At 54.4% G+C, this 24,318-nt stretch carries 20 protein-coding genes; 11 read left to right on the forward strand and 9 right to left on the reverse strand.

The window, feature by feature from the left end:
- Positions 1-2: 2 nt before the first annotated feature.
- The 7 genes from ACYVAC_RS15155 to dndC all read right to left on the reverse strand — a co-directional run bounded on the left by ACYVAC_RS15155 (position 3) and on the right by dndC (position 7,897).
- Positions 3-392: a hypothetical protein gene (locus tag ACYVAC_RS15155; protein ID WP_461098586.1), complete on the reverse strand. Its 390-nt coding sequence runs from the start codon at positions 390-392 to the stop codon at positions 3-5.
- A 317-nt stretch (positions 393-709) separates the two neighbouring features.
- Positions 710-1,966, reverse strand: a complete 1,257-nt coding sequence (locus ACYVAC_RS15160) for a DGQHR domain-containing protein (protein WP_461098587.1) — start codon at positions 1,964-1,966, stop codon at positions 710-712.
- Positions 1,959-2,495, reverse strand: a complete 537-nt coding sequence (locus ACYVAC_RS15165) for a hypothetical protein (protein ID WP_461098588.1) — start codon at positions 2,493-2,495, stop codon at positions 1,959-1,961. The genes ACYVAC_RS15160 and ACYVAC_RS15165 overlap by 8 nt, the downstream gene beginning before the upstream one ends.
- Before the next feature lie 24 nt (positions 2,496-2,519).
- Positions 2,520-4,109 (reverse strand): DndE family protein, encoded by a 1,590-nt coding sequence (locus tag ACYVAC_RS15170; RefSeq protein ID WP_461098589.1) that lies wholly within the window; start codon positions 4,107-4,109, stop codon positions 2,520-2,522.
- The gene (gene dndD, locus ACYVAC_RS15175) at positions 4,099-6,213 is read right to left on the reverse strand and encodes a DNA sulfur modification protein DndD (RefSeq protein WP_461098590.1); all 2,115 of its coding nucleotides are present in this window, start codon (positions 6,211-6,213) and stop codon (positions 4,099-4,101) included. Before dndD ends, ACYVAC_RS15170 begins: the two co-directional genes overlap by 11 nt.
- On the reverse strand, positions 6,195-6,560 hold the full coding sequence (locus ACYVAC_RS15180; RefSeq protein ID WP_461098591.1) for a hypothetical protein: 366 nt from the start codon (positions 6,558-6,560) through the stop codon (positions 6,195-6,197). The genes dndD and ACYVAC_RS15180 overlap by 19 nt, the downstream gene beginning before the upstream one ends.
- A complete protein-coding gene (dndC, locus tag ACYVAC_RS15185) occupies positions 6,557-7,897 on the reverse strand; it encodes a DNA phosphorothioation system sulfurtransferase DndC (protein WP_461098592.1) in 1,341 nt (446 codons plus the stop codon). Before dndC ends, ACYVAC_RS15180 begins: the two co-directional genes overlap by 4 nt.
- 328 nt (positions 7,898-8,225) lie before the next feature.
- Here dndC and ACYVAC_RS15190 point away from each other — a divergent pair, with 328 nt between their 5' ends.
- The 10 genes from ACYVAC_RS15190 (at position 8,226) to ACYVAC_RS15235 (ending at position 21,006) form a co-directional block, all read left to right on the forward strand.
- Positions 8,226-9,389, forward strand: a complete 1,164-nt coding sequence (locus tag ACYVAC_RS15190) for a glycoside hydrolase family 43 protein (RefSeq protein WP_461098593.1) — start codon at positions 8,226-8,228, stop codon at positions 9,387-9,389.
- 165 nt (positions 9,390-9,554) lie between these two features.
- Positions 9,555-11,081, forward strand: coding sequence for an amidohydrolase (locus tag ACYVAC_RS15195; protein ID WP_461098594.1), 1,527 nt, complete (start codon positions 9,555-9,557; stop codon positions 11,079-11,081).
- Between the two features lie 179 nt (positions 11,082-11,260).
- Positions 11,261-13,051 (forward strand): aspartate--tRNA ligase, encoded by a 1,791-nt coding sequence (aspS, locus tag ACYVAC_RS15200; protein ID WP_461098595.1) that lies wholly within the window; start codon positions 11,261-11,263, stop codon positions 13,049-13,051.
- A 164-nt stretch (positions 13,052-13,215) separates the two neighbouring features.
- Positions 13,216-16,209 carry a sialate O-acetylesterase gene (locus ACYVAC_RS15205; RefSeq protein WP_461098596.1) on the forward strand — a complete coding sequence of 998 codons (2,994 nt, stop codon included), beginning with the start codon at positions 13,216-13,218 and terminating at the stop codon, positions 16,207-16,209.
- 108 nt (positions 16,210-16,317) lie between these two features.
- Positions 16,318-17,454, forward strand: a complete 1,137-nt coding sequence (moeB, locus tag ACYVAC_RS15210) for a molybdopterin-synthase adenylyltransferase MoeB (protein ID WP_461098597.1) — start codon at positions 16,318-16,320, stop codon at positions 17,452-17,454.
- 104 nt (positions 17,455-17,558) lie between these two features.
- Complete coding sequence (panD, locus tag ACYVAC_RS15215) at positions 17,559-17,912, forward strand: aspartate 1-decarboxylase (protein WP_461098598.1); 354 nt, start codon at positions 17,559-17,561, stop codon at positions 17,910-17,912.
- Positions 17,913-17,959: 47 nt separating this feature from the next.
- A complete protein-coding gene (locus tag ACYVAC_RS15220) occupies positions 17,960-19,012 on the forward strand; it encodes a lysylphosphatidylglycerol synthase transmembrane domain-containing protein (protein WP_461098599.1) in 1,053 nt (350 codons plus the stop codon).
- 13 nt (positions 19,013-19,025) lie between these two features.
- Entirely contained in the window at positions 19,026-19,505 is a 480-nt protein-coding gene (gene rfaE2, locus ACYVAC_RS15225; protein ID WP_461098600.1) for a D-glycero-beta-D-manno-heptose 1-phosphate adenylyltransferase, read from the forward strand.
- A gap of 211 nt (positions 19,506-19,716) precedes the next feature.
- Positions 19,717-20,130 (forward strand): DUF2147 domain-containing protein, encoded by a 414-nt coding sequence (locus ACYVAC_RS15230; RefSeq protein WP_461098601.1) that lies wholly within the window; start codon positions 19,717-19,719, stop codon positions 20,128-20,130.
- A gap of 210 nt (positions 20,131-20,340) precedes the next feature.
- The gene (locus ACYVAC_RS15235; protein ID WP_461098602.1) at positions 20,341-21,006 is read left to right on the forward strand and encodes a zinc metallopeptidase; all 666 of its coding nucleotides are present in this window, start codon (positions 20,341-20,343) and stop codon (positions 21,004-21,006) included.
- 74 nt (positions 21,007-21,080) lie between these two features.
- Here ACYVAC_RS15235 and ACYVAC_RS15240 read toward each other — a convergent pair whose 3' ends face one another.
- Entirely contained in the window at positions 21,081-21,482 is a 402-nt protein-coding gene (locus ACYVAC_RS15240) for a phage holin family protein (protein WP_461098603.1), read from the reverse strand.
- Between the two features lie 83 nt (positions 21,483-21,565).
- Here ACYVAC_RS15240 and ACYVAC_RS15245 point away from each other — a divergent pair, with 83 nt between their 5' ends.
- The gene (locus ACYVAC_RS15245; RefSeq protein ID WP_461098604.1) at positions 21,566-22,294 is read left to right on the forward strand and encodes a class I SAM-dependent methyltransferase; all 729 of its coding nucleotides are present in this window, start codon (positions 21,566-21,568) and stop codon (positions 22,292-22,294) included.
- A 260-nt stretch (positions 22,295-22,554) separates the two neighbouring features.
- On the opposite strand, the gene ACYVAC_RS15250 is transcribed toward ACYVAC_RS15245, so the two are convergent.
- Positions 22,555-24,225, reverse strand: coding sequence for an amino acid permease (locus tag ACYVAC_RS15250; protein WP_461098605.1), 1,671 nt, complete (start codon positions 24,223-24,225; stop codon positions 22,555-22,557).
- Positions 24,226-24,318: the final 93 nt, after the last annotated feature.

The raw sequence follows: 24,318 nt of genomic DNA on the forward strand, positions 1-24,318 counted from the left end.
GTCTACCAAACAGCATCCACGAAAGCAGAGGCTGTAATATCGGGATCGTTGGTAATAACAGGAACACTAAGTAACCTGCCAGTGGCCGCAACAAGCCGGTCGTGTAATTCTGGGATGTCAGTTATCGGAAAGCTTGCTTCGATAACTGACATCGTGAGTGGCTCAAACCGGTACGAGGGGTATTTATCGATGTGTTGCTGTAAATCGGTCAGAGACATGTCGATGCGCCCTTTTGCCGACAGAAAGCTTATCTCAACAGCAACAAAAGCTGGAATCGTTATCGACGAAAGACAAAGGTCGGCAGATTGGAAAAGCTGCTTAACTCGCAAAGGCAGCTTTCGCTTACTCAGATACAATACGATGGTCATTGTGTCGGTGACGTACTGACTCATTCTTTGGGGTATTGCTGGTAAAAGTCTGCAAACTCGTCTTCAAGGTGTTGCTGTTCGCGAGCGTTCAGCAAACTCAACTCCTGCCGGATGCTATCTACGTCATAAGGTTGCTACTCTACCACTCGACGGCGAAGAAACAGCACAAAATCGGCCATTTTACGAAGGTATTGCTGGGTCAGCCCTTTGATACCCTCTGCAATTAGTTGCTCTAAATTGGGTACTGCGTTCATCGTGTCGTTGGATTTACTGTCAGCAAGATAAAGAAAACCATGCCTACTTTGTGCAACTGACGTGACTAGAGCTAGGCATCACAACTCTCAATCAAACTTAATTGGTTCCAAATGTCCTGTATATTCACTTCCGTAGTCCTTATATAGCTTTATTAGATTTTCATTCATTCGTGCTACGTCAACCTTCTCACCAAGGAGATACATGAAAACTTCTCTTTTTAACTTTTTTGAACCTGTATTCATTTTACTTCCAGTCCAAAATATGTACTTCCAAGTATCTTTGTTAAGATTAAATTCAATCTTTAATAGCTTGCTTTTAAAAGTTTCGAAACTAGACTGACCTTTCTCTAGAAAATGCTTGTAAACTTCAGATAATAGCAATTGTGCTTCTGGACGTAGCAAAAGATACCCACCATCCTTTTTATTTCTATCAATCCCATTTTGTTTTTTTCCTTCTATATATTTTTCTATTTCCGGAAAACTATCAAAGAAAAAATTCCAAAATGGCAATACTCTTTCACTATAAAGCTCATCCATTTCATCATTCTTTAGACGATAAATCGGCTTTTTCTTTGGATATATATTATTGTAATTGATCAACACTCTGGTTATTTCGTACAAGCAAACTAATGTAGTAAAGCTACTTTGATCAGAAGAAGGCATGGCAAACTCACGAGTCTTAGACAACGCGCTAGCTGTTTGAAATAAATTATATTCAAGCACTAAACGTCGTGTTATAATTGCAGCCGCATCATCCTCCTCCATTATTATTAATTCGGCCTTCTTTGGTTTTTCTGCGTATCGGTTCAAGACCGTAAAAAGTCTACGAGTCCGCTCCTTCAAAGTAGAATCGTGCACAATAAAGGTTAATGAGATATCATCATTACCTATGACTTCGGGAGACAAGGAATAAGCTTCTCTTATTCCTTTAAGCCTATGTTGACCGTCAAGAACAAAAACGCTTTCATCCCCTTGTAAAGATAATATTCCCAAGCGACCATCTAGATACAGGCTTTCATCAGCTGACAACTGCTCGTCATTAATTGTAAAGCTATTCTCTATCCTAATTTCTGACCATTCAGGAGAACCTTTGTAAATAGCAACAATCATAGTACTAAGAAATCTATCTTTCTGACTCCTCAAATACTCAGAAATTTTGCTAATCCGTTTACTATCTAACTCTCTTTGAAGAACATCACTGATATTTTTAGGGTATAACTCTGCGACCTCAGCTACAGTAGCTATTCTATTCTTGTTAGCAACGTCTTTAACTTTCATCGTTGCATTGAAAAATACCCAATCACCAATCTTCCCTTTTATAGAAGGCAGCTTAAGTTTATTCATTATTCATTTGTGCTTTAGCCAATTTATACAAATCGGTACTTGAAACAGTCTTCTCAGTAAAGTACTGTTCGTTGAAAGGTGGTCGAAGCTTGTATACCATTACTTTTTCAATCTCATCAATCTCATGATCTTGAGAAACTTCGAAAAAATAAACAAATGTATTATCAGGCCATAAATTTGTAAGCATCAGTACGTTCTTTACTGCTTCAGCTTTTCCAATAGAATTTCTATAACCATAGAATCTATTTTTAAAGTTATCTGATTTTGTTACTTTACCGATGTATAACAAATAGCAGAAGCTCAAAGGACTCATATCCATGTCTTCTATAACAAAAACGTAGAAACCCTTTTTTTGGCGACTCAAACGATCTGTGATATTGTATTCAAACGGAAAACGCTCGACATTAACGACCGTACAATTTTTGAGTGCTGTCCTTACAAGATTAAAGTTTTCAGGAGATATATATGCTTCAAACTTGTAATAGTCTTCGGCATTGATTTGAGCTATTTGTTGGACTGTTAAAGCCATCTCAACATACAGTTTTGATAATTACTACTTATTAAACCGCTCTAACTTTATCAACTCTCCTCGCTTAAATTCCTTCAAACTTGTTGCGGCTTGGCCGGAGTCGATTTTTTCCATATTGCGGGCTAAGAGTAAGCCTTCTTTTTCGCTATAGCCGAGGAAGCGGGTCATCATTTTGAGGTTCCGGTTCTTAATGTTCAGCAGGAAGACATTAGCACAGTTGGCGGAGAAATCGATGTCGGACTGGATGAACTCGTCGATCTGTTGCGAGACCAAAACCACCATCACGCCCTTCGAGCGAATTTCGCGGAGCATCGTGTCCAGAATGGCGCGGGACTTGGGTTCCTTAAAAATATTGTGCGCTTCGTCGATCAGGAAGACATACCGGATGGCCTGTAGCCGGTTGCCGAACTCGTCGGTCTCCACAGGGGCATCGTCCAGGTTCATGAACGTGTTGTGGATGTAGTTGATCATCAGAAACGTAGCCGTGAACCGGACGGCATCTTCCAGCCCAAAGCCCAGGCTGATGTAATAGTTCTGATTGAGAAAACTGTTCTTCGCGTCGGTGGTAGGGGCAAACATATCCAGCTCGGTCAGGCTGTCCATAATCTGCGTCAGCGTACCCGGCCGCCCTCCCGTAACCTCGCGTAACTGTTCATTCACGTCGGTTAGGGATGGGTACTCGCCATTCTTCTTAGCATCAAAAGCAGCTCTCGTGGCCTCTTTCAGTTGTTGCTGCTGCACCGGTCCCATACGGGCGGCATATTTCATCACAATGTCGACGAACTTGCTGATGCCCTGAATCTTGTTTTTGCTGTTTACATTGTCGATGAACGACAGTGGGTTGAACGGAAACGGCGTTTGTGGTACGTCGACGTAATGCGCTTTTGTCGCATCGAAAAACGGTTGTCGGCGAGGGCGGTCGCCGGGTTGCATGCCTTTGAAATCGAAATAGATGAAATTCACCCCGCCGTTAGACGCGGTCACAATCTGTTGTAAGAGACTCAGCGCAAACTGCGTTTTGCCGCTGCCCGACTCCCCGGCCACCGCTATGTGAGCGTTTGCGTGCAGGTCTACGTCGTTTAGAATCGCCGTCAACTGTTCGCCCGTCTCGATGTCGTAGCCAATGTTGATACCCAGTCGCCCGGTAAAATACCCTTTGCGGATAGCCTGATTGTTATTCGAGACTGAGGTCAGCGGTACGTCGGTATCTTCAAGGGCTTCAATCCCCGTTTCTACCTCATCGAACAGAAAATCGAGACCGGTATACGTCTTGTTTTGCTGAAACAGCTTATCCATCATCTCCAGCCCGTTGTCGAGGTGCATCTTGATATACTTACCAATGTTGCCGTCGGTGCCGGGAATCTGATAGTGCTGACATACCAGTGCAATGTAGAACTGCCGGTATTTACCCAGCAAAATCTGATCGGTATATTCTTTACCCTTACTGTCCTGATAGTCGGTGTCCAGGCTAAGTCGATTGCCTTTAGACAGAGAATAGGCGAGCGCAATCCGGGCTACTACGTTTTCGCTCAGGCGGGTAGAGCCACCGATTCGGTTTGTCAGATCGGTAACCCGCTGGCGATTAGCCTCCGACGTTTTAATGTTAATCTGCATTGATGGTGTAGAGGTCGGTATAGGTTTCGATTAGGGTTTCGGGCGAACAGGCACGAAACTCCGATTTATCGGGGTGAACGTTGTGAATCAGGTAGGCCTGCGCCACGCGGGGAAGCAGTAGTTTGTACTCGCGCTTGGTTAATTCTTTGTTGATAAGTGGAAACAGAATGACCTGATCGGCGATGCTGGGATAAAAGAACCGGATAATATTCTCGGCATGCTGCTCATCAAACTTCTGCATCGGCGAGTCGATAAACACCGGAAACTCAATCTGCGATTCTTCAACCAGGCCGCGTAGTAATGCTGTTGCATACATCTGCTGTTCGCCTTTCGAGAGCGAATCTTTCCTAATTTTTAGATCAGATGCATTGTAAAGGTCAATCTCAATGTCTTCTCCGTAAATATTGACGTCGACACGGCTTATGAAATCCTTTTTATGCATCAACTGAGTCAACCCCTGCAAAATCTGCGTTTCGAGCGACTTTTTCTTGTCGGTTTTGAAGCGTGTAATAAACTGCTGTAACTCGGCAATCAGCTTCTCCGATTCTTCGTATTTACCCCGGTGTTCTTCTCCGACTTTGATCTTCTTTGTGATTTCGCTAATCTGCTTCTCCGCGTTCGCTTTACGGTCGTCGCACTTGCCAATCGACTTGTAATACTCGGCAATCTGATCGTCAATCTTGACCACACGCAGGTTCAGATCATCGCGCTTGAGACGGTCGGCTGCCAACACCGGATCTTCCTGATTGGAATCAGCCGCAGCCAGCCGTTTTTTTGCCGCCGTGAGTTGGTTTTGGAATTGCGTACGCCGTTCGTTGAGCGTCCGAAATGAAGCCCGAAAGTCCTGTTTCAACTCAGCCAGAAAACCGTTCAGCTGCTGTGTCTCCGACGACGAGAAGTCGTGCAACAGTTTAAAGTCATCAGGCAGGTCAGGCGTTTCGGCGAAGAAGTGCCGTTTAATCAGGTCTTTTACCGTATCGTGGTAAAAGCGGTGTACGGAAGCCGGAACGACTTCTTTCAGAGTACGTTCAGCCGACAGCAAATCCGTCAGCACCTGATCGGTTCGCTGCTCAACCTTCTCCTGCCCCTGTAAAGCGCTTTTGTAATTGGTCTCGTCGGCAACCTGCTCAACAACTTCCAGCATCCGCCCACCCGCAATAACAAATGGTATTTTCTCAAACGAATCACGAAAGTCATTCTGAAGCAATTCGAGCGCGTCTGAACAATCCTTTACTTCTTTTTTTAGAGCTTGATACTCCTCTTCCGTAACTGTGTTGCCTGCCCGTATAAGCTTGTCGCGAAGCTGTTCTGCCTCGTAAGCCAACTGAGCCCTTTTTTCTTTTAGTAGCGCAATTTCTTTATTATCACTCTCTATTTCTACTAGAATATTTTCAACTTCAGCTTTTAGTGTATTTAGAAGTTGCTTGTCTTTAGGATTCGCCGAAGACTGTTTCAGCCGATCCCGAAGTGTTTCCATCTCGTCCTTGATGTCTTCGTACTTTTTAATACCAAGTATTTCAGAGTAGGCTAAACTTAATTTTTTTCGCTGTTCTGGACTACTATTTTCCGCCAGATTAACGATCTTTTCGGCATCGAACAAGAAAAATTTCGCAATTTCAATAGGCATAATAAACTCACGGATGAACATTTCCTCACCCGTCAGATTAGCATCACCTAATTCTTTTATTAGATCTTTCTCTTCGCCATCTACCAGTATCTCTATCGTATCAATTCCCTTTATAGTGCTGTATGATCGCTTTATAACAATCTCTTTAGCAGGCAGTTCTGGGATTACAGAGCCAGTAATCGTTACAGCTACGTGAAAGGATGTATCCCCTTTACTGTTCGCCTGGCGGTTTAGGCTACTTTTGATATATGTTCCGTACCCTCCCTGTTCCTTTATTTCTTTCTCGTAAATATCGTCTACGTCGGTCATTTGACGCCCATACAGGCACCAAACTAATGACATGAGAAACGTAGTTTTTCCAAATCCATTTTTACCACTAACGATAAAAATATTTTTGTCCCTTTCCGGCTTAAGTTCAATCGTATTTAGACCCTGATAGATTCTAAAATTACAGAGTTCTATTTTACTAATAACCATTCCTGTATTATTTCACTTTTTCGTTGAATCATAGATTTGAAATCCTGCAAGTGTTTATCTGCCAGGTTACTCACATCTATTTTAATTTCTACACCGTTGATAACGTCGTCTATCCAGCGGTATGCCCATTCAGGAGCTACTTCGTTAACGCGAAGTTTAAAGACGTAAGGATTTACTTTCTTACCTTGATACAGGAAGTAACATTCGCCACTTTGCAACTCTATAATTGGTCGAGCGAACACTTTCTTTCCATTCCATACGACGGCAAGATAAAACGGCTCATACGGATAGGCAAGGATCCCCAGTCCATCATAGTGTTCGTAGTACAGGATACGTCCTATACTCATCCGGCATTCGTCTTACGATCTTTCTCAGCCAAGAAATTTTCCAGTCGTTTTTCGAGGTCCTGTTGCAGGCCGCGTTTGTTGAGTTTCAGAGCTTTGTTCTTCTGAAGTGTGAGCAGTTCCTGAATCAGCTCTACGTGCTCAGGTTCATTTTTGCAGGCTTCTCGCAATAGCTCTTCTTCCCGCCGTAACTTTTCGACGTGTTTACTCATGTCAATTTCGGTGTCATAGATGCGGTTATAAATATCGGCGACTTTCGGCGTAAATACACTATCGCGGAACCACGTAAGCTGAATAGCAACCAGTTCCTGATGTGTAATTAGTTCCATCATCTCCCCTTGTGTATCCTGAATCTCTTTTTGCGCTTGTAGCAGCATCGTCAGAAACTCCGCCCGAATTTTAGGCGTGTATGGCCCCCAGGTATTTTCGTCTTCTTCCTTGTAGGCACTATCAGTCCGCCGACGTTTTTCACGCGAGTCACGGTTTGAGCGTTCAACCAGTATTTTGTTACGCAGTTCAACCAGCGGTTCCATCCAGTCGTCGCCGTTACCGATCAGTCCTTCCATGCTCTTGTCGCGACTTACTACCGTACATACCCAGCAGCCAAACCGACTATTACCGCAGGATGGCGTTGTTTCGTCGATCACCAGCGGGCAGTCGCCGGAGTTGGCGTTGCGGTAAAGCGTTACCAACTCCTTGTGCGTCCCACCCCACGGGGGAGAGACCTGCATCATATACTGCCAGAGTTCACTGGTTTCGATGTCTTTGATAGGTGCGTATACGAAGGCATTGGGTAGCAGGTGTTTGCGAAGCCTTTGGCCTTTCAACTCATGCCGCTTCATCGATCGTGCCCGACTTTGGCTCTCATCAGAGCGCGTACCCAGCAGAATGATGGCTTCGCCTTCCTCGCTAATCTTTTCCTGAATGAAACGCGTGGTGGGGTTGATTTTCAGGCGTTCGGTACACCACCGAAACGAATTCGTTGGCGCAGGATACCCTTTACCAATCAAATTAACCCAGAATGTATCCTCTAGTCGGGGCGTAGTTCGGTGAACACTTATGGGCATACCCTGCTCAGTAGCTGCTTTTTGTAACAGGGTTAGTGTCCGGTTGATGAATGAAACGATCTTGGGATTTTCGACCAGCGTATCATTACAAACAACGTAGATTTTGCGGGTACGCAGGTCGGCGGGTATTTTCATTAGCGCACGCCAAACTACTTGGAGTAGCATAGTGCTGTCTTTACCACCACTAAACCCGATAATCCACGGACGCGGATTTTCGTCGTATAGATATTGATCAGTAACTTCGGCTTCGATGAACGGGAGTTTGAGCGACATAACGGCAGGATATTAGCCAACGTAATACAGTAGAGTGCTGATGTACACGTTTTTATATTATTCAATCTACAAAGATGCCACTATTTATGGTGTAATGGGATGCGGAAGAGGTACCATCTACACTCGAAATTTTTATCCGGCTGATTTACAAGACCGCGCATCACTTGATTCTTAGCAAGCTGTTTCCCGCAGTCGACCAACCCGCACAAAAGCACATTTCAGTATATAATCACCCCTCCTGCCCCTGTGTGGCTGCCCATACTGGAATCCTGTTCCGCACGACGGGCCACAATATACCTACCTTTGGTAGACTAAACACACGACACCTATGAATCGATTATGGGCGCTGGGAATTCTCCTGGCTACGGCTCTGCTCTCTCCTGCCATGGCACAGACTACCCCGGCCACTACTGCCCAACGGGCCACGTACACCAATCCCTTACCCGTCGAATTCGGTGATCCGTACGTGCTGCACACCCGGGGTACCTACTACATGTACGGCACGGGGGGTGGTGCCCGACAGGGCTTTGCTGCCTATTCCTCGACCGACATGGTCCATTGGAAAGCCGAGGGACAGGTTTATTTCCACGACAATAAAAACGGCTGGAGCGATCCGAACGCCAAATGGGGTGGAGCCTACTGGGCGCCCGAAGTCTACGAGATGCAGGGTAAGTACTACCTGTTCTACAGTGCCCAGTGGCGCGTGAACCCCACCAACGAAGTCGAGAATTTCCGCATCGGCGTTGCCGTTGCCGATACGCCCACCGGCCCGTTCGTCGACCTGGCCAGCCAGCCCCTCTTCGATCCCGGCTATCCCGTTATCGATGCCAACGTGTTTATGGACACCAACGGCAAGGCGTATCTGTACTATTCGCGATGCTGCTACAAACACCCGGTTGCGAGTGAGATCGCGACGATGGCCCGGCAGAAGGGCTGGTACCCGGAAATCGAGGAAAGCTGGGTGTACGGTGTCGAACTGAAACCCGACTTTTCGGGCGTCATTGGCAAACCGGTGCTGCTGCTGCGGCCGCCCGTGAAGCTGAACGACAAACAGGCCGACTGGGAAAGCCGGTCGGTGACGACCCGCGAAGTGAACCGGCGCTGGACCGAAGGCTCCGTGACCTTCAAAAAAGACAAGCTGTACTACATCATGTACTCGGCCAACCATTTCGGGGGGCAGCACTACGCCATTGGCTACGCCACGGGCACCTCCCCGCTGGGGCCTTTCCGGAAAGCGGGCAACAACCCGATTCTGGAAAAGAACAGCGATAAAGGCGGTTCAGTAACGGGTACGGGACATAACAGCATCGCCTACTCGCCCGACCGAAAAGAGATGTTCTGCGTGTACCACGGCCGCACGGCCAAAACCGGCGACGAGCGCGTTGTGTTCATCGACCGGATGCGGGTAGACAATGGTCGCATTACCATCGACGGGCCAACTACATCGCCCCAGCCACTCCCCTCGGGCGCACCGGCCACGGCCTCCCACTAACAGACTGACAATCAGTAGTCAAGCCGAAACCCGTTGATGTGCGCTACAGGCACGTCAACGGGTTTCGGTGCGTCAGAGCGGCCCGCAAAACCGGCCGCCGGGTAGCAGACGACCACATTTTGCCTATTTTTAGACGTCACCCAAGCCATACAACCGACAAACCCAATGCGTACATCCCTACTCGCCACGGCCTTGCTGCTGCCGGCCTTAACACTTACCCAGCCTGGTGCGGCCCAGCCGAGTGCGGCCCAGCCTGGTGCGGCCCAGCCTGCCCCCTCGAAGAAATCGGCCAGAACCTCCGCAGCCCCCGACCGCGACAAACAAACCGTGCTGACCAACCTCGACCGGCGTTTTGCCGAATACGCCGGCATTTCCAAACAAATCTGGGATTTTGCCGAACTCGGCTACCAGGAAGAAAAAAGCTCGCTGCTGTTGCAGGAGCAGCTCCGTAAGGAAGGCTTTACGGTCGAGGCCGGCGTGGCGGGCATTCCAACGGCGTTTGTGGCTACCTACGGATCGGGCAAGCCCGTGATCGGCATTCTGGGCGAATACGATGCGCTGCCCGGCCTGGCAACCGAAGCCAAACCCGACTTTACGCCCATTCAGGGGCAGAAAGGGGGGCACGGCTGCGGCCACAACCTGTTCGGCACCGCATCGGTTGCGGCTGCCGTCGAAGTGAAAGACTGGCTGAAAGCGTCGGGCCACGCCGGCACCGTAAAAATATACGGCTGTCCCGCCGAAGAAGGGGGTTCGGGCAAAGTATACATGGTACGTGAGGGCCTGTTCAATGGAGTCGACGTCGTACTGCACTGGCACCCCGGTTCGCAGAATGCGGCCGATGCCGGCACCTCGCTGGCCAACAAAAACGCCAAATTTCGTTTCCGGGGCATTGCGGCCCACGCAGCGGCCTCGCCCGAACGGGGGCGGTCGGCGCTCGATGGTGTCGAAGCCATGGATTTTATGGTCAACATGATGCGGGAGCACATTCCGCAGGATACGCGTATACACTACGTAATTACCAAAGGGGGCGAAGCGCCCAACGTGGTACCGGCCTTCGCCGAAGTCTATTATTACGCGCGTCACAAAGACCGCGACATACTGCAGAGTGTCTGGAAGCGCATCGAAAACGCGGCCGAAGGAGCCGCCAAAGGTACGGGTACTAAAGTGGAGTGGGAAATTCTGGGCGGGGTGTTCAACCTGCTGCCCAACGTAACGCTGGCCGAAGCCGTGCACAAGAACCTGAAAACGGTAGGTGGCGTCACCTACACCCCCGACGAACTGGCCTTTGCCCAGAAAATCAGCGAAACCTTTGGCGAAGGGCAGAAAGTGCCCGTCACCAACGCAGCCCTGGTAAAAGACTTCCGCGATGCCTCGGAGACTGCCACCAGTGGCGGCTCGACCGACGTAGGCGACGTGAGCTGGGCCGTACCGACCGTAGGACTGTCGACGGCCACCTGGGTACCTGGCTCATCGGCTCACAGCTGGCAGTCGACGGCCGCCAGTGGCATGAGCATTGGTCAGAAAGGCATGATCGTAGCCGCCAAGACCCTGGCGCTAACGGCCCTCGACCTCTACAAAACGCCCGCCCTGATCGAGAAAGCCCATGCCGAATGGCTCCAGAAACGCGGAGCCGACTTCAAGTACGAAGCCCTGCTGGGCAACCGAAAACCCGCGCTGGACTATCGGAAATGAGTGGTTGGCGGGTTGAGCGATTGCGCGAATGACGGAGCCGCAACTCGTCGCATCTGACCAAACTCCTTACCTTTGCAGCAGAATTTTTCAGGGCTAACTACTGGTGTACGCGAATGAACGACTAACTGTAGCGTCTCTGTTCACTCATTCGCTCAATCACTAATTCACTCATTAACCCAATGCTTCGAACCAAAACCTGCGGGGAGCTCCGCCTGTCGGATACCGATACTACTGTTACACTGGCCGGCTGGGTACAGACCATCCGCGATAAAGGGGGTGTACTCTGGGTCGACCTGCGCGACCGCTACGGTATTACCCAGCTTATTCTGGAAGAAGGCGTTTCGGCCGCCGACCTCTTTGCCACCGCCCGTACCCTGGGCCGTGAATTTGTGGTACAGGCTACGGGCACCGTTGTTGAGCGGAAAGCCAAAAACCCCAACATCCCTACGGGCGACATCGAACTGCGGCCCACGGCCCTGACCGTGCTGAACCCAGCCAAGCTGCCCCCCTTCCTGATCGACGACGAAACCGACGGGGGCGACGACCTGCGGATGAAATACCGCTACCTCGACCTGCGCCGGAATCCCGTGCGCCGGAATCTGGAGCTGCGGCACCGCCTGGCGCAGCAGGTACGGCTGTACATGGATGGGCAGGACTTTATCGAAGTCGAAACGCCGGTACTGATCAAATCGACCCCCGAAGGCGCCCGCGACTTTGTGGTACCCAGCCGCATGAACCCCGGCGAGTTCTACGCCCTGCCGCAGTCGCCCCAGACCTTCAAGCAGCTGCTGATGGTATCGGGCTTCGACCGCTACTTCCAGATCGTCAAGTGCTTCCGCGACGAGGACCTGCGCGCCGACCGGCAGCCGGAGTTCACCCAGATCGACTGCGAGATGTCGTTTGTGGAGCAGGAAGACGTACTGAACATGTTCGAGGGGCTGATCCGGCATCTGTTCAAGGCCGTCAAAAACATCGATCTGCCCAGCGTGCCGCGTATGACCTACGCCGATGCCATGCGGCTCTACGGCTCCGATAAACCCGACACCCGCTTCGGCATGTCGTTTGTCGAGCTGAAAAACCCGGCTACCAGCGTCGACCTCACCTCGGGCAAAGGCTTTGGCGTATTCGATTCGGCCGAACTGGTCGTGGGTATCAACGTGCCTGGCTCGGCGCACTACACCCGCAAACAGATCGACGAACTGACCGAGTGGGTAAAGCGTCCGCAGATCGGCGCCAAAGGCCTGATCTACGCCCGCTACAACGACGACAATACGGTTAAATCCTCGGTCGACAAGTTCTACGGTGCCGAGGAACTAACAGCCTGGGCCGACGCCTTTGGCGCCAAACCCGGCGACCTGATGCTTATTATTTCGGGCGATGCGGCCAAAGCCCGCAAGCAGCTGAGCGAACTGCGACTTGAAATGGGCAGCCGGCTGGGCCTGCGCGACCCGAACGTGTTCAGCACGCTGTGGGTACTCGACTTCCCCCTGCTCGAATACGGCGAAGACGACGAGCATCCGGGCGAAGGGCGCTGGTTTGCCATGCACCACCCCTTTACTTCACCCAAACCCGAAGACATCCCGCTGCTCGACACCGATCCGGGCGCGGTGCGGGCCAATGCCTACGACCTCGTTATCAACGGCACCGAGGTGGGCGGGGGGTCGATCCGGATTTTCGACCGCACGCTACAGGCCCGCATGTTTAGCCTGCTGGGCTTCAGCGACGAAGAAGCCAAAGCCCAGTTCGGCTTCCTGATGGATGCCTTCGAATACGGCGCGCCCCCCCACGGCGGGCTGGCGTTCGGCTTCGACCGGCTCTGTTCGCTGTTCGGCGGCTCCGACTCGATCCGCGATTTCATTGCGTTCCCCAAAAACAATTCGGGTCGCGATGTGATGATCGACTCGCCCTCGACCATTGCCGACAAGCAACTCGATGAGCTTAAAATAAAAACCACTGTGCCAGCCAAATAAAACGGGCATACAGGGTACCATATCGTTCTCCAATTAATCGATGGGTCAGCTATATCGGCTGGCCCATTTTTTGTTACTTCTATTTTAATACCGAATACGGGGGCCGTTCGCTAATTTTGTCCTTCCCTCCTAACTAATTTTTCCGTACCTCCCCGTTTGCCTCAATGATTTTATGCCTGCGCCAGCTGTTTATGCTGGCAGTAGCCAGCCTGTTGCCCTTGCTGGCCGCAGCGCAGCTAACCATTACCAGCCCGGTTGCCCGGATGGTGTTCCAGCGCAATCTCGCCAACGAAGCCGCTATTCTGGTTGCCGGCGTTGCTCCGGCCACCGCCACCACGATCGAAGCCCGCTTCGTACCGCTTGCCCTCGGTCAGGGCACCCTCACCCCCTGGATATCGCTTTCCTTTGTAGCAGGCTCCCGTGCCTTTCAGGGGGCTGTACCGGTAAAAGGTGGCTGGTATCGGCTCGATGTACGGGCCATGGCCGACGGCAGTCAACTGGCCCTGACGCAGGTAAACCGGGTCGGCGTTGGTGAAGTATTCGTTGTGGCCGGGCAATCGAACGCCGTGGGCGGATTCGAACGCGAGCCCGGTGCCGACGATGACCGGGTATCGTGCATCGATGTGCGGCAGTACCGGCTCGACGATCAGCTGTTGCCGCTCATGTTTAACCGCGCCAGTACCGGCAGCAACATCGGCCCCAGTCAGCCGCCCCACATCTGGGCCCGGCTCGGCGATCGGCTCGTGCGCCGGCTCAATGTGCCGGTCCTGTTTCTGGGCGGGGCGCAGCCCGGCACCTCCAGCACCGAATGGCAGCAGTCGGCATCGGGCCAGCCCGACCCCAGCGGGCAGCTGCTACCCTACCAGCGGCTGGGCAGCGTGCTGCAGCATTACGTGGCCCGAACGGGGGCGCGGGCGGTGCTCTGGCATCAGGGAGAAGGCGATATAGGCTCCTCCGAAACGCAGTATTTCAATAACCTCCAGACAGTAATCGCCAAAAGCCGGCAACAGGCCGGCTACAACCAGTTGCCGTGGCTCATCTCGCGGGTGTCGTTTATTCAGGGTCAGTTCAACCCCTCGGTCATTGCCGCGCAGAACCGGCTTATCGCCCAGATCAATGATGTCTATGCCGGCCCATCGACCGATGACCTGCAGGGCCCGGACAATCGGCTGGGCGACAATGTGCACCTGGGTGGTAATGGCCTGATCCGCTTCATAGACCGCTGGGAACAGAGCCTGACCGACGATTTTTTCGGGCGCGCCACCCCCCTGACCCCTTCGGGCAGCGCCCCCCTGCTGACGACCGGCTACAGCCTGCCCCTGAAACGGCGCCCCGGCGACGTGATTCAGGTAGCGTCGCTCCGCACCGATGCCCACGAAGCGGGCAACCAGTATTATGCGCAGCTGGTGCGGGCCAGTGATCAGGCCGTTGTGGCCGAATCGCCCCGCAGTCAGGACAATCCGCTGTTGCTGACACTGCCGGTCGATCTGCCTGCGGGTCAGTACCGGCTCCGTACCCTGACCACGGCCCCGGCCACGACCGGCACCCTGGGCGAAGCCTTCACAGTCGACCCCAACATCCCTGCCATTAAGTCGGGCAACGCACCCCTGCCAACCGTACAGGGCGGCAGCCCTGATGCTGCCATCGGCCGGATCGGTTACCGCTACGAAAGCGACAGCCACGGTTTTTTTGCCATGGTACAGGCCAGCGTAGCCGTCGAAATCCGAATCCAGCGAATCGATGGTGGCCCGTTCGATGATTCGGCCTGGCATGTGATGCCGCCCGCCAGTCAGGCACCCGACTATCCGGAGTTTGTCGATTTCAACTACGTGCGTAACTACCCGCCCCAGGGCCTGGCTACGGGGGGCGTCGAGCCTGGCCGCTACCGCCTTTCGGTACGAAAACAGGGCGATACAGGCGAGGGAGTCTGGTGCGAAACCACTACCCAGTCGGGCCGCACCACGATTTATCAGGGACCGGAAGCCGTTAGTGGCCTACCGCCCGTTCTGACCCTGGCCAACTCATCCATCGCCAATTGTCCCGGCACCCCGTTCGATGTTTCGTTTACGCTGAGCGAAAGCAGCGTCAATGCCGACAATCGCTATACCCTGCAGCTGGCCGACGCCAGCGGCTCATTCGATGCACCGATCGAACTCGGCAGCAGCACCACCAGCCCTATCGCTACCTCACTCCCGATCAGCGTACTGGCCGGCACGAGCCGACAGATTCGGGTGGTGGCCAGCAGTCCGGCGGTGTATAGTTTGCCCGCCAGCGTGGTTGCCGTTTGCGCCAGTGCCCCCGCTCAGGCGGATCTGAGCCTGACCATGCAGTCGGCCAGCCGCATTGCAGCCATCAACCAGCCCGTAACGCTGACCCTTACCCTCAACAACGATGGGCCATCGACAGCCGCCGGTGTGAGCCTGCGCAGTCGGCTGCCCGTTGGCATGAGCTTCGTAGACGCGGCATCGCCGGGGGTCAGTGCAGCCGCCGGTGTAATCGACTTCGCGACCGGCAACCTGTCGGCGGGTGGCAGTATGCGGTATATTTTTCGGGTGAAACCCACTCGTCCGGGCACCTATATGCTGGCCGCCGAAGTATCGGCCAGCCAGACACCTGACCCGGATAGTCAGCCCAACTCGGGCACGGGCGACGGGCAGGACGATGCCACCCAGGTTGATCTGCGCACCATCGTTGCCAATTCCGATACACTTCGGCTGTCGCCCAACCCCAACCAGGTACCGCTGCCGTCGGTTCGGCTGTCCGAGCCCACGCCCGACGCCAGCTCGGCCGACCTGAGTCTGACCCTCCGTACCAACGAACTGACCCCTGCTCTGAACGACGTGATGTCGGTAACGGCCATTGTGGCCAATCGGGGCGGGCGCGCCGGTTCCGCTACCGTGGTTCTCCAGCTCCCGACCGGCTGGCAACTGGCCAACACGGCTGGCTTTACGGTGGCGGGGCAGTTCGTTACGGGTACGCTGGGCCAGCTGGCCAGCGGCAGTTCCGACACGCTTGTTTTCCCGATACGTATCTCCGCCAGCGGCACGCTGAAAGCCCAGATCCAGACGGCTTCTCTGGCCGACCCCGACTCGACGCCCGGCAACGGCTACGACAATGGCGAAGACGACACGGCCAGCCTAGCCGTCCGGGGGCACTGACGGGTGCCGCTGGCAGCGCTCTTTTTTAGAAAGCGGTGCAATTTTCGGCACCAGATTTATGTTGGATTAGTGCAACTTCCGGCGAGGTTGCTCAACAACAAAAAGCTGATGGAAGCCACGACCCTTATTCCTGCTGAAAAACAACGTTATCAGAAACACCTGAACCTGCCCGAGCTGGGAACAGCCGGGCAACTGAAACTCAAAAACGCCCGGGTACTGGTGGTGGGTGCCGGCGGACTGGGATGTCCCGTACTGCTCTACCTGACCGCAGCCGGCGTAGGCACCATCGGCGTGGTCGATCCCGATGTGGTCGATCTGAGCAACCTGCAGCGACAGGTACTCTATACCACCGACGAAGTGGGCAAGTCGAAAGCCAAAACAGCCGTCAGTCACCTCAACCGACTCAATCCCGAACTCCGGTTCGACGCGCACGCTACGGCCCTCGACTACAGCAACGCCCGCTCGCTGATTCAGGATTACGATATCATTGTCGATTGTACCGATAATTTCAAGGTGCGGTATCTGGTCAACGATGTGTGCGTTACGCTGGGCAAGCCCTTTGTGTACGGCGCCATTCACCGCTTCGAGGGGCAGGTGGCGGTACTCAATGCCGACCTTGGCGACGGGCAGCGGGGACCGACCTATCGGTGCCTCTACCCCGAATATCCAAACGAGCTGGAGATACCCAACTGCAACGATACGGGGGTGCTGGGGGTGCTGCCGGGCGTGATTGGCACTTACCAGGCCAACGAGGTTATTAAACTCCTTACGGGCATCGGACAGTCGCTGCGCGAACACCTGCTCATGGTCGATCTGCTCAGCATGGGGCAGCAGAAAATAAAAATCCGGCGCCGTACCGATGCCGACGAACTGGCCCGGCAGGGACTCGCGACGGGCAACCGCACCAGCCGGCAAGACACTGGTCCGCAGAAAATAACGGTGCAGGAACTGGCCGAACGGCTGGGCCGCCAGGAAGATATCTTTCTGCTCGACGTTCGCGAACGGCCTGAATATGACATCTGCCACCTCGAGGGAGCCGTGCTGGTGCCGGTGGGCATGATTCCCAACAACCGCAAGCGCATTCCAACCGATCGGCCGGTGGTCGTATACTGTCACCACGGTATGCGCTCGGCCAACGTGGTCCAATACCTCTACGCGCAGGATGGCCTCACCAACCTGTATAACCTCGACGGCGGTATCAACGCCTGGGCCCGCGAGATCGAGCCCGAAATGGCAATTTACTGAGTTTGAGCCAGGGGGTTGGCCAACTTCGCCAATCCGCGTACCTTTGCCGCGCCCAACGGCTCTCAGCCCAGGCGGTTTGGCCGGGGCAACTTATCCAGTGACCTATGTTTGTCAACATTCTGAAATCCAAACTCCACCGCGTTAAGGTAACGCAGGCGGAACTGAATTACGTAGGCAGCATCACCATCGACGAAGACCTGATGGATGCCGCCGGGCTGCTCGAAAACGAGCAGGTTCATATTGTCAACAACAACAACGGCGAGCGGCTCATCACCTACGTGATCAAAGGCGAGCGGGGATCGGGCATTATCTGCCTCAACGGGGCAGCAGCCCGCCGGGCACAGGTTGGCGACATTGTAATCATCATTGCCTATGCCATGATGACCGACGAAGAAGCCCGGTCGCACAAGCCTACCGTTGTCTTTCCCGACGAAAACAACCGGCTCGTCAACGCCTGACGCCAGGCCGATAACCGCCCCCCTTCCGACACCTTCTTCCGTTGCCAATGAATCCCAAGAACGTTCTGAAGTACCTGATCTCGCTGGCGCTGGCCGGAGGATTACTCTGGTTTACCTTTCGGCAGAGTCATATCGATGCGGCAGACCTCTTGACCAAGCTGAAAGCCGCCGATTACCGCTGGGTACTGGTATCGGCCGTGCTGACTATTGTGGCCCACTGGAGCCGGGCCGAACGGTGGCGAATTCTGCTGGAGCCCGTAGTGCCCCAGCGCCCCTCGTCGCTCGATGCCACGGCGAGCGTGATGACGGGCTACCTGGCCAACCTGGCCCTGCCCCGCGCCGGCGAAGTAGCCCGCTGCGGTACGCTCTACCGTCTGTCGGGGGTTCCCGTCAACGTAAGCTTCGGAACGGTCGTGGCCGAGCGGCTCTTCGACGTGGTTATGCTGCTGCTGCTGCTGGGGGCCACCTTTGTGCTCGAATTTAACCGGCTCAGCCAGTTTTTTACCGATTTTCTGGGGGGTAAGCTCCCAAAAGGCACAAGCGGATCGGGCGTGCTGCTGCTGGCCGGCGCCGTGCTGGTTGGTCTGGGCCTGCTGGCCTGGTTCCTGTTCAGCCGCTACCGCGATGCCTTGGGCCGCCACCCGCTCTACCAGAAAATCCACGGCTTTGTAAACGGGTTGCTGGAGGGGCTGCTGAGTGTGCGCAAACTACGCCGGCCCGGTGCCTTTATCTTCCACACGTGCTTCATCTGGGTTATGTACTACCTCATGTCATACACCCTGTTCTTTGCCATGCCGGCAACGGCAAACCTTGGCGCGCTGGCCGGCCTCACGATTCTGGTGGTGGGGTCGCTGGGTATGGCCGCGCCGACGCCCGGCGGTATCGGTTCCTTCCACCTGCTGGTCGGTCAGGTGGCTCTGCTCTACGGGCTGACCAGCCAGGATGGGCAGATTCTGGCCACGTTTATCCACGGCGTGTCGACCCTGATGATTATTCTGCTGGGCGTGGCCAGTTTGCTGGTCGTGCTGTTTCGGCAGCAGAAGCGCACCACGGCCGACGACGTACTAACCGATCCCAACGCGATCCGGCTGGATCAATAACTCCCCTTTTCTGATGACTGAGGCAAAAATCCGCTCGCGGGCCGATCTGGTTCGGCAGGTTGAGCAGTGGCACGCCAACGGTGAGTCGGTGGTCTTTACCAACGGCTGCTTCGACATTGTTCACCTGGGCCATATCGACTACCTCGAAAAAGCCCGGCAGCTGGGCGATCGGCTCGTGCTGGGTCTGAACACCGATGCGTCGGTAAGCTGCATCAAAGGCCCGCTGCGGCCGGTGGTCAACGAGTATGCCCGCTCCCGCATGATGGCAGCCTTCGCTTTCGTCGATGCCGTAACGCTGTTCGACGAACCTACCCCGCTCGAACTGATCGAAGCCGTTCGGCCCGATGTGCTGGTAAAGGGCAACGATTACTCGGTGGCAACGATCGTTGGCGCTGATTTTGTACTGGCCCATGGTGGCCGGGTCGAAACGATAGCCTTGGTGCCGGGCTACTCCACCACCTCACTCATCGCCCGCATCAAAGAAAGTTTCTGAACAGAACGGGTAATTTTAATACCCGTCGAAAAACCCCGTCCTGTAGCCTACAGGCGGGGTTTTCTACTATTTATATAGATTTTAATACGGACCGTTAACCAAAGTACCGTTGCCGTTTCGTTATATTAACCAACATAACTACCGTAAATTGATTTAATCTGAAGGACGTATTGGTTCCCGTAAACAACAACATTCAACTGCCAACAGACGTATGATGCAGCTTCACACCACCCGCTCGATCCTACTGCTGGCCCTGTGCTTTTGCTTTGCCCTTCCCATTTCCGGCCGCTCGTCGACCGACCGTACCGGCGACGTTATTCTGGGTCGCTGGCACTTTCCGAGCAAGGGGTCCAGCGTCGATGTGTACCGATCGGGCAACCGTTACTTTGCCCGCGTAGCCGAAACCGACAACGCCGGTATTCGTAACTACGGCCTGGCCAAAGACAAGATCATTATGAGCAACCTGGAGTATGACGGTCAGGTCTGGGGCGGGGGCGAGCTGATTCACCCCAAGACCGGCCACCACCTCGACGTCGAACTAAGCCTGACCGAAACGGGCGGGCTTCGCGTACTGGTCTATAAAGGCATCAAACTCCTGCACAAGCAGTTTGTCATGACCCGCTGATTCGTTTGTCAATCCTATAGCCGGCCCGCCCTTTCAGCTGAAAGGGCGGGCCGCTTGCTGACCGGGTAAGCGGCCTGCAAACCGGATAAATGGTCGACGCCCTGGGACACTTTCGCCCTTTCTGTTGTTTTACTAGGGACGGGTGCGTAGGTTACCCGTTCATTCACCAACTTTTTGATTGCATACCCTATGATATCCCCCTGGCTTTTAATGATTGTGATTTTTGCAGTCAGCGCTTTTGTGAGCTGGCGGCTGAAGAGCAAATTCAACGAGTATTCGCAGATTGGTCTGGCCAATGGCCTGAGCGGAGCCGAGATTGCCCAGAAAATGCTGAACGAAAACGGCATCTACGACGTCCGGGTCGTTTCGACCGAAGGGATGCTGACCGATAACTATAACCCGCAGGATAAAACCGTCAACCTCAGCAGCGATGTCTATTACGGACGTAGTGTAGCCGCTGCTGCTGTGGCGGCCCACGAGTGCGGTCACGCGGTGCAGCACCAGCAGGCTTATGCTCCGCTTAAGCTGCGGTCGGCCCTGGTACCGGCCCTGACCATTTCGTCGCGCTATATGCAGTGGGTCATTCTGGCCGGCATTTTCATGCTGCGTACCACGCCTATCCCGCTCGCCATCGGTGTAGCCCTGTTTGCGCTGACCACGCTGTTCAGTTTCGTAACGCTGCCCGTCGAGTTCGACGCCAGCCGCCGGGCCCTGGCCTGGATTCAGTCGCGCGGTGTTGTCAACGACCGAGAATACGGGCAGGCCAAAGACGCCCTCTGGTGGGCGGCCATGACCTACGTGGTAGCCGCACTGGGTTCGCTGGCCACACTGCTCTATTACGCCAGCCTGCTGTCGGGTGGTCGCCGGAGCGACTAACCACCTAATTGCCAAACGCAACGGGGCGCCGAAGTCATGACTTCGGCGCCCCGTTGCGTTTAACCAGTAGCAACTCAGATCAGGTTGAGCAGGGGCTGGTTGGCCAGCACCACGTAGCCCGACTGTACCATCTCCTGACTGGGTGCCGACCGGTCGATGAGCATACCGGCAATGGCGACCGAGAACGCGATCAGCAGCGCGGGCCAGAACCCATCAATGGTGAAGCTATCCATGAATTTGTCGATAAGCTTGAGCAGAATAGCGGTCACCACAATCCGGATCAGGCCCGTCAGCAGGAAGAAGGTGATCAGGTTGAGCGGGAACCGGATAATCCAGCCTACGAAGAAGTTGAGCACAGCCAGGATCAGCGCGATCAGGACGGCCGTTCCGAAACTCTTGACCGTGATCTGGGGCATCAGGTAGGCCAGGCCGAAGATTACGGCCGCATCAAGCAGTAGATGTAAGATAAAATTCATGCGTGCAGGCGATTGGGATGATTTGCCAGAACAACCGTTTAGCCCCACAGATGGTTTATCGAACATACCAAAACCAACCCAGCATGATTCGGCTCCTGATTCTTCTGACGACCACCCTGCTGGCCTGCGAACGCGGTTCGTCGCAGCAGCCCCCCACCACAACCCTGCCCGACAGCAGCCGCGTCTACACAAATCAGTCGCCGACCCGCGATGGCACCGGTAAGGTGTATATGGGCCGCGAGATTGCGCAGGTGATGGGCCACCTCGGCGCATCGTGGCTCGACCGGCCCGAACGCGAACAGGAGGAACGCACCGACCTGCTGCTGAAGGCACTGAACCTGAAGCCCACCGATGTGGTGGCCGACATCGGCGCCGGTACGGGCTTTTTCAGCTTTCAGATGGCGCCCAACGTGCCCAGAGGCCGCGTACTGGCCGTCGATATTCAGCCCGAGATGATTGAGTACCTGACGCAGGGCCGGCAGCAGCGGGGCCTGAGCAACGTGACACCCGTGCTGGGCACCGAATCGGACCCCAAACTCCCGGCCAGCAGCATCGACCTCGCCATTCTGATCGATGCCTACCACGAGTTTTCGTATCCGCGCGAAATGATGCAGCACATTGCCGATGCCCTTAGGCCGGGTGGGCGGATCGCCCTGGTCGAATACCGTGCCGAAGACCCGTCGGTACCGATCAAGGAATTGCATAAGCTGAGTGTGGCGCAGGCCAAACGCGAAATGAGTGCCATCGGCCTGCGTTTGCTGGCCAACGACAGTCGGCTGCCGCAGCAGCACATTCTGTTCTTCGGCAAATAAACCAGCAGTCCCGGCTGCCATTGATGCAGACGATCATTGGCAACTGGGACCGACTACCCCCGCCGGGGCTACAGTAAGCAGACGATAAATTACAAACTGAAAACGGTAAAACGTGTCGGCCAACCCGCGCAGCGTCTACAGCGTTCAAACGGCAAACCACAAACCGAAAACGGTAAACCGTTTCGGCCAACCCGCGCAGCGTCTACAGCGTGCAAACCGAAAACCAAAAACTGAAAACTGAAAACTGAAATCCCCCCCCCCTACTCCCCGGCGCTGGCGAGTTTGCTGTGGCGGAACCCGTAGGAGAAGTAGATGACCAGACCGATCACCAGCCAGATCACAAAAATCAGCCAGTTGCTGGCCCCCAGTTCGGTCATCAGGTAGAGATTGGTCAGGATGCCGATAACGGGCAGCAGCGAGAAATTGCTGCGGAACCCCTGCACGGCCAGACCGGCCCACACCAGCCAGAACACCGCCAGCAGCGGTTTGGCCTCGAGCGTTTCGAGCAGATGAGCCCCCTGCATGGCCCAGACCAGCGCGGCTACCAGTGTAATACCGATTATGTATTTGCCATTGATGTACGGCACCTTGAATTTCGACTGAGCCGTCAGGCCACGGGCATCGAGGAACAGGATACCGGCACACACCAGAATAAAGGCGAAAAACGTCCCGACACTGGTCAGGTCGACGAAGAATTTCAGGTCCATAAACATCGACGGCACCGCCACCAGAATACCGGTGATGATGGTAGCGAAGGACGGCGTCTTGAAGGTTGGGTGGATGGTTGAGAATCGTTTCCAGAGCAACCCGTCGCGGCTCATGGTCATCCAGATGCGGGGCTGCCCCAGCTGATACACCAGCAGCGCACTCGTGATGGCTACTACGGCACTGACCGAGATGACCCCGGCAACGAAGTTCAGATTTACCTTCTGAAACACGTAGGCCAGTGGATCGCTCACGCCCAGCTCCTTATAGTTGACCATGCCGGTAAGCACCAGCGTAATCAGCACGTACAGCACGGTACAGATACCCAGGCAGTAGAGCATGGCGCGGGGCAGATCGCGCTGCGGGTTCTTACACTCTTCGGCCGTGGTCGATATGGAGTCGAAACCGATAAAGGCAAAAAACACCGATGCCACCCCGCTCAGTACCCCCGAGATGCCGTTGGGCGCAAACGGCGACCAGTTGGCGGGTTTTACGTAGAAGGCCCCCACGCCAATCACCAGCCCGATCACGGCCAGTTTCAGAATCACCAGAATGTTGCTCGCCGTCCGCGACTCCTTGATACCGACGTAGACCAGCGCCGTGATGAGCACCGTGATGGCGCCGGCGGGCAGGTTGGCAATGAGTTTCAGCCCCGCCAGCTCGGGAGCGTTGGCATAGGCTTCGGCCAGCAGCCGCGTGTTTTCGGGGAGCGTGGTCAGCGCCGTGCCAGCCGCTTTGGTCTGCGCCACCAGTTCGTAGGCCCGGGCAGCCGACCCATGGTCGGTGGCGAAGTATTTGGGGAAAGTGATGCCGAAACCGCTCAGCATCGACGTAAAATATTCGGACCAGGAGATGGCCACCACCATGTTGCTGACGGCATATTCGAGAATGAGCGCCCAGCCAATGACCCAGGCAAACAACTCGCCGAACGCTACGTAAGCGTAGGTATAGGCACTGCCGCTAACGGGCACGGTACTGGCAAACTGCGCGTAGCTGAGCGCCGTAAACACACAGGCAATAGCCGTAAAGACAAACAGCAGCGACACCGCCGGCCCACCGTTGTAACTGGCCAATCCGATGGTGCTGAAAATGCCCGCTCCGATAATAGCTGCGATGCCGAAGGACGTCAGGTCGCGGACGCCCAGCGTCTTGACCAGTTTGCTGGATTCGCCTTCGGCTGCGTCGGCCAAAATCTGGGATACGGTTTTCTTTCGGAAAAGAGACATGTTGATGAGCGGTGGGGAAACCGGTTTTATTCGCGTTTAACCGCTAAAAATAAAGATACTTTCCGGTTTTTTGTACGTTATTACCCCAAAAGC

The sequence above is a fragment of the Spirosoma luteolum genome, from assembly GCF_054778875.1.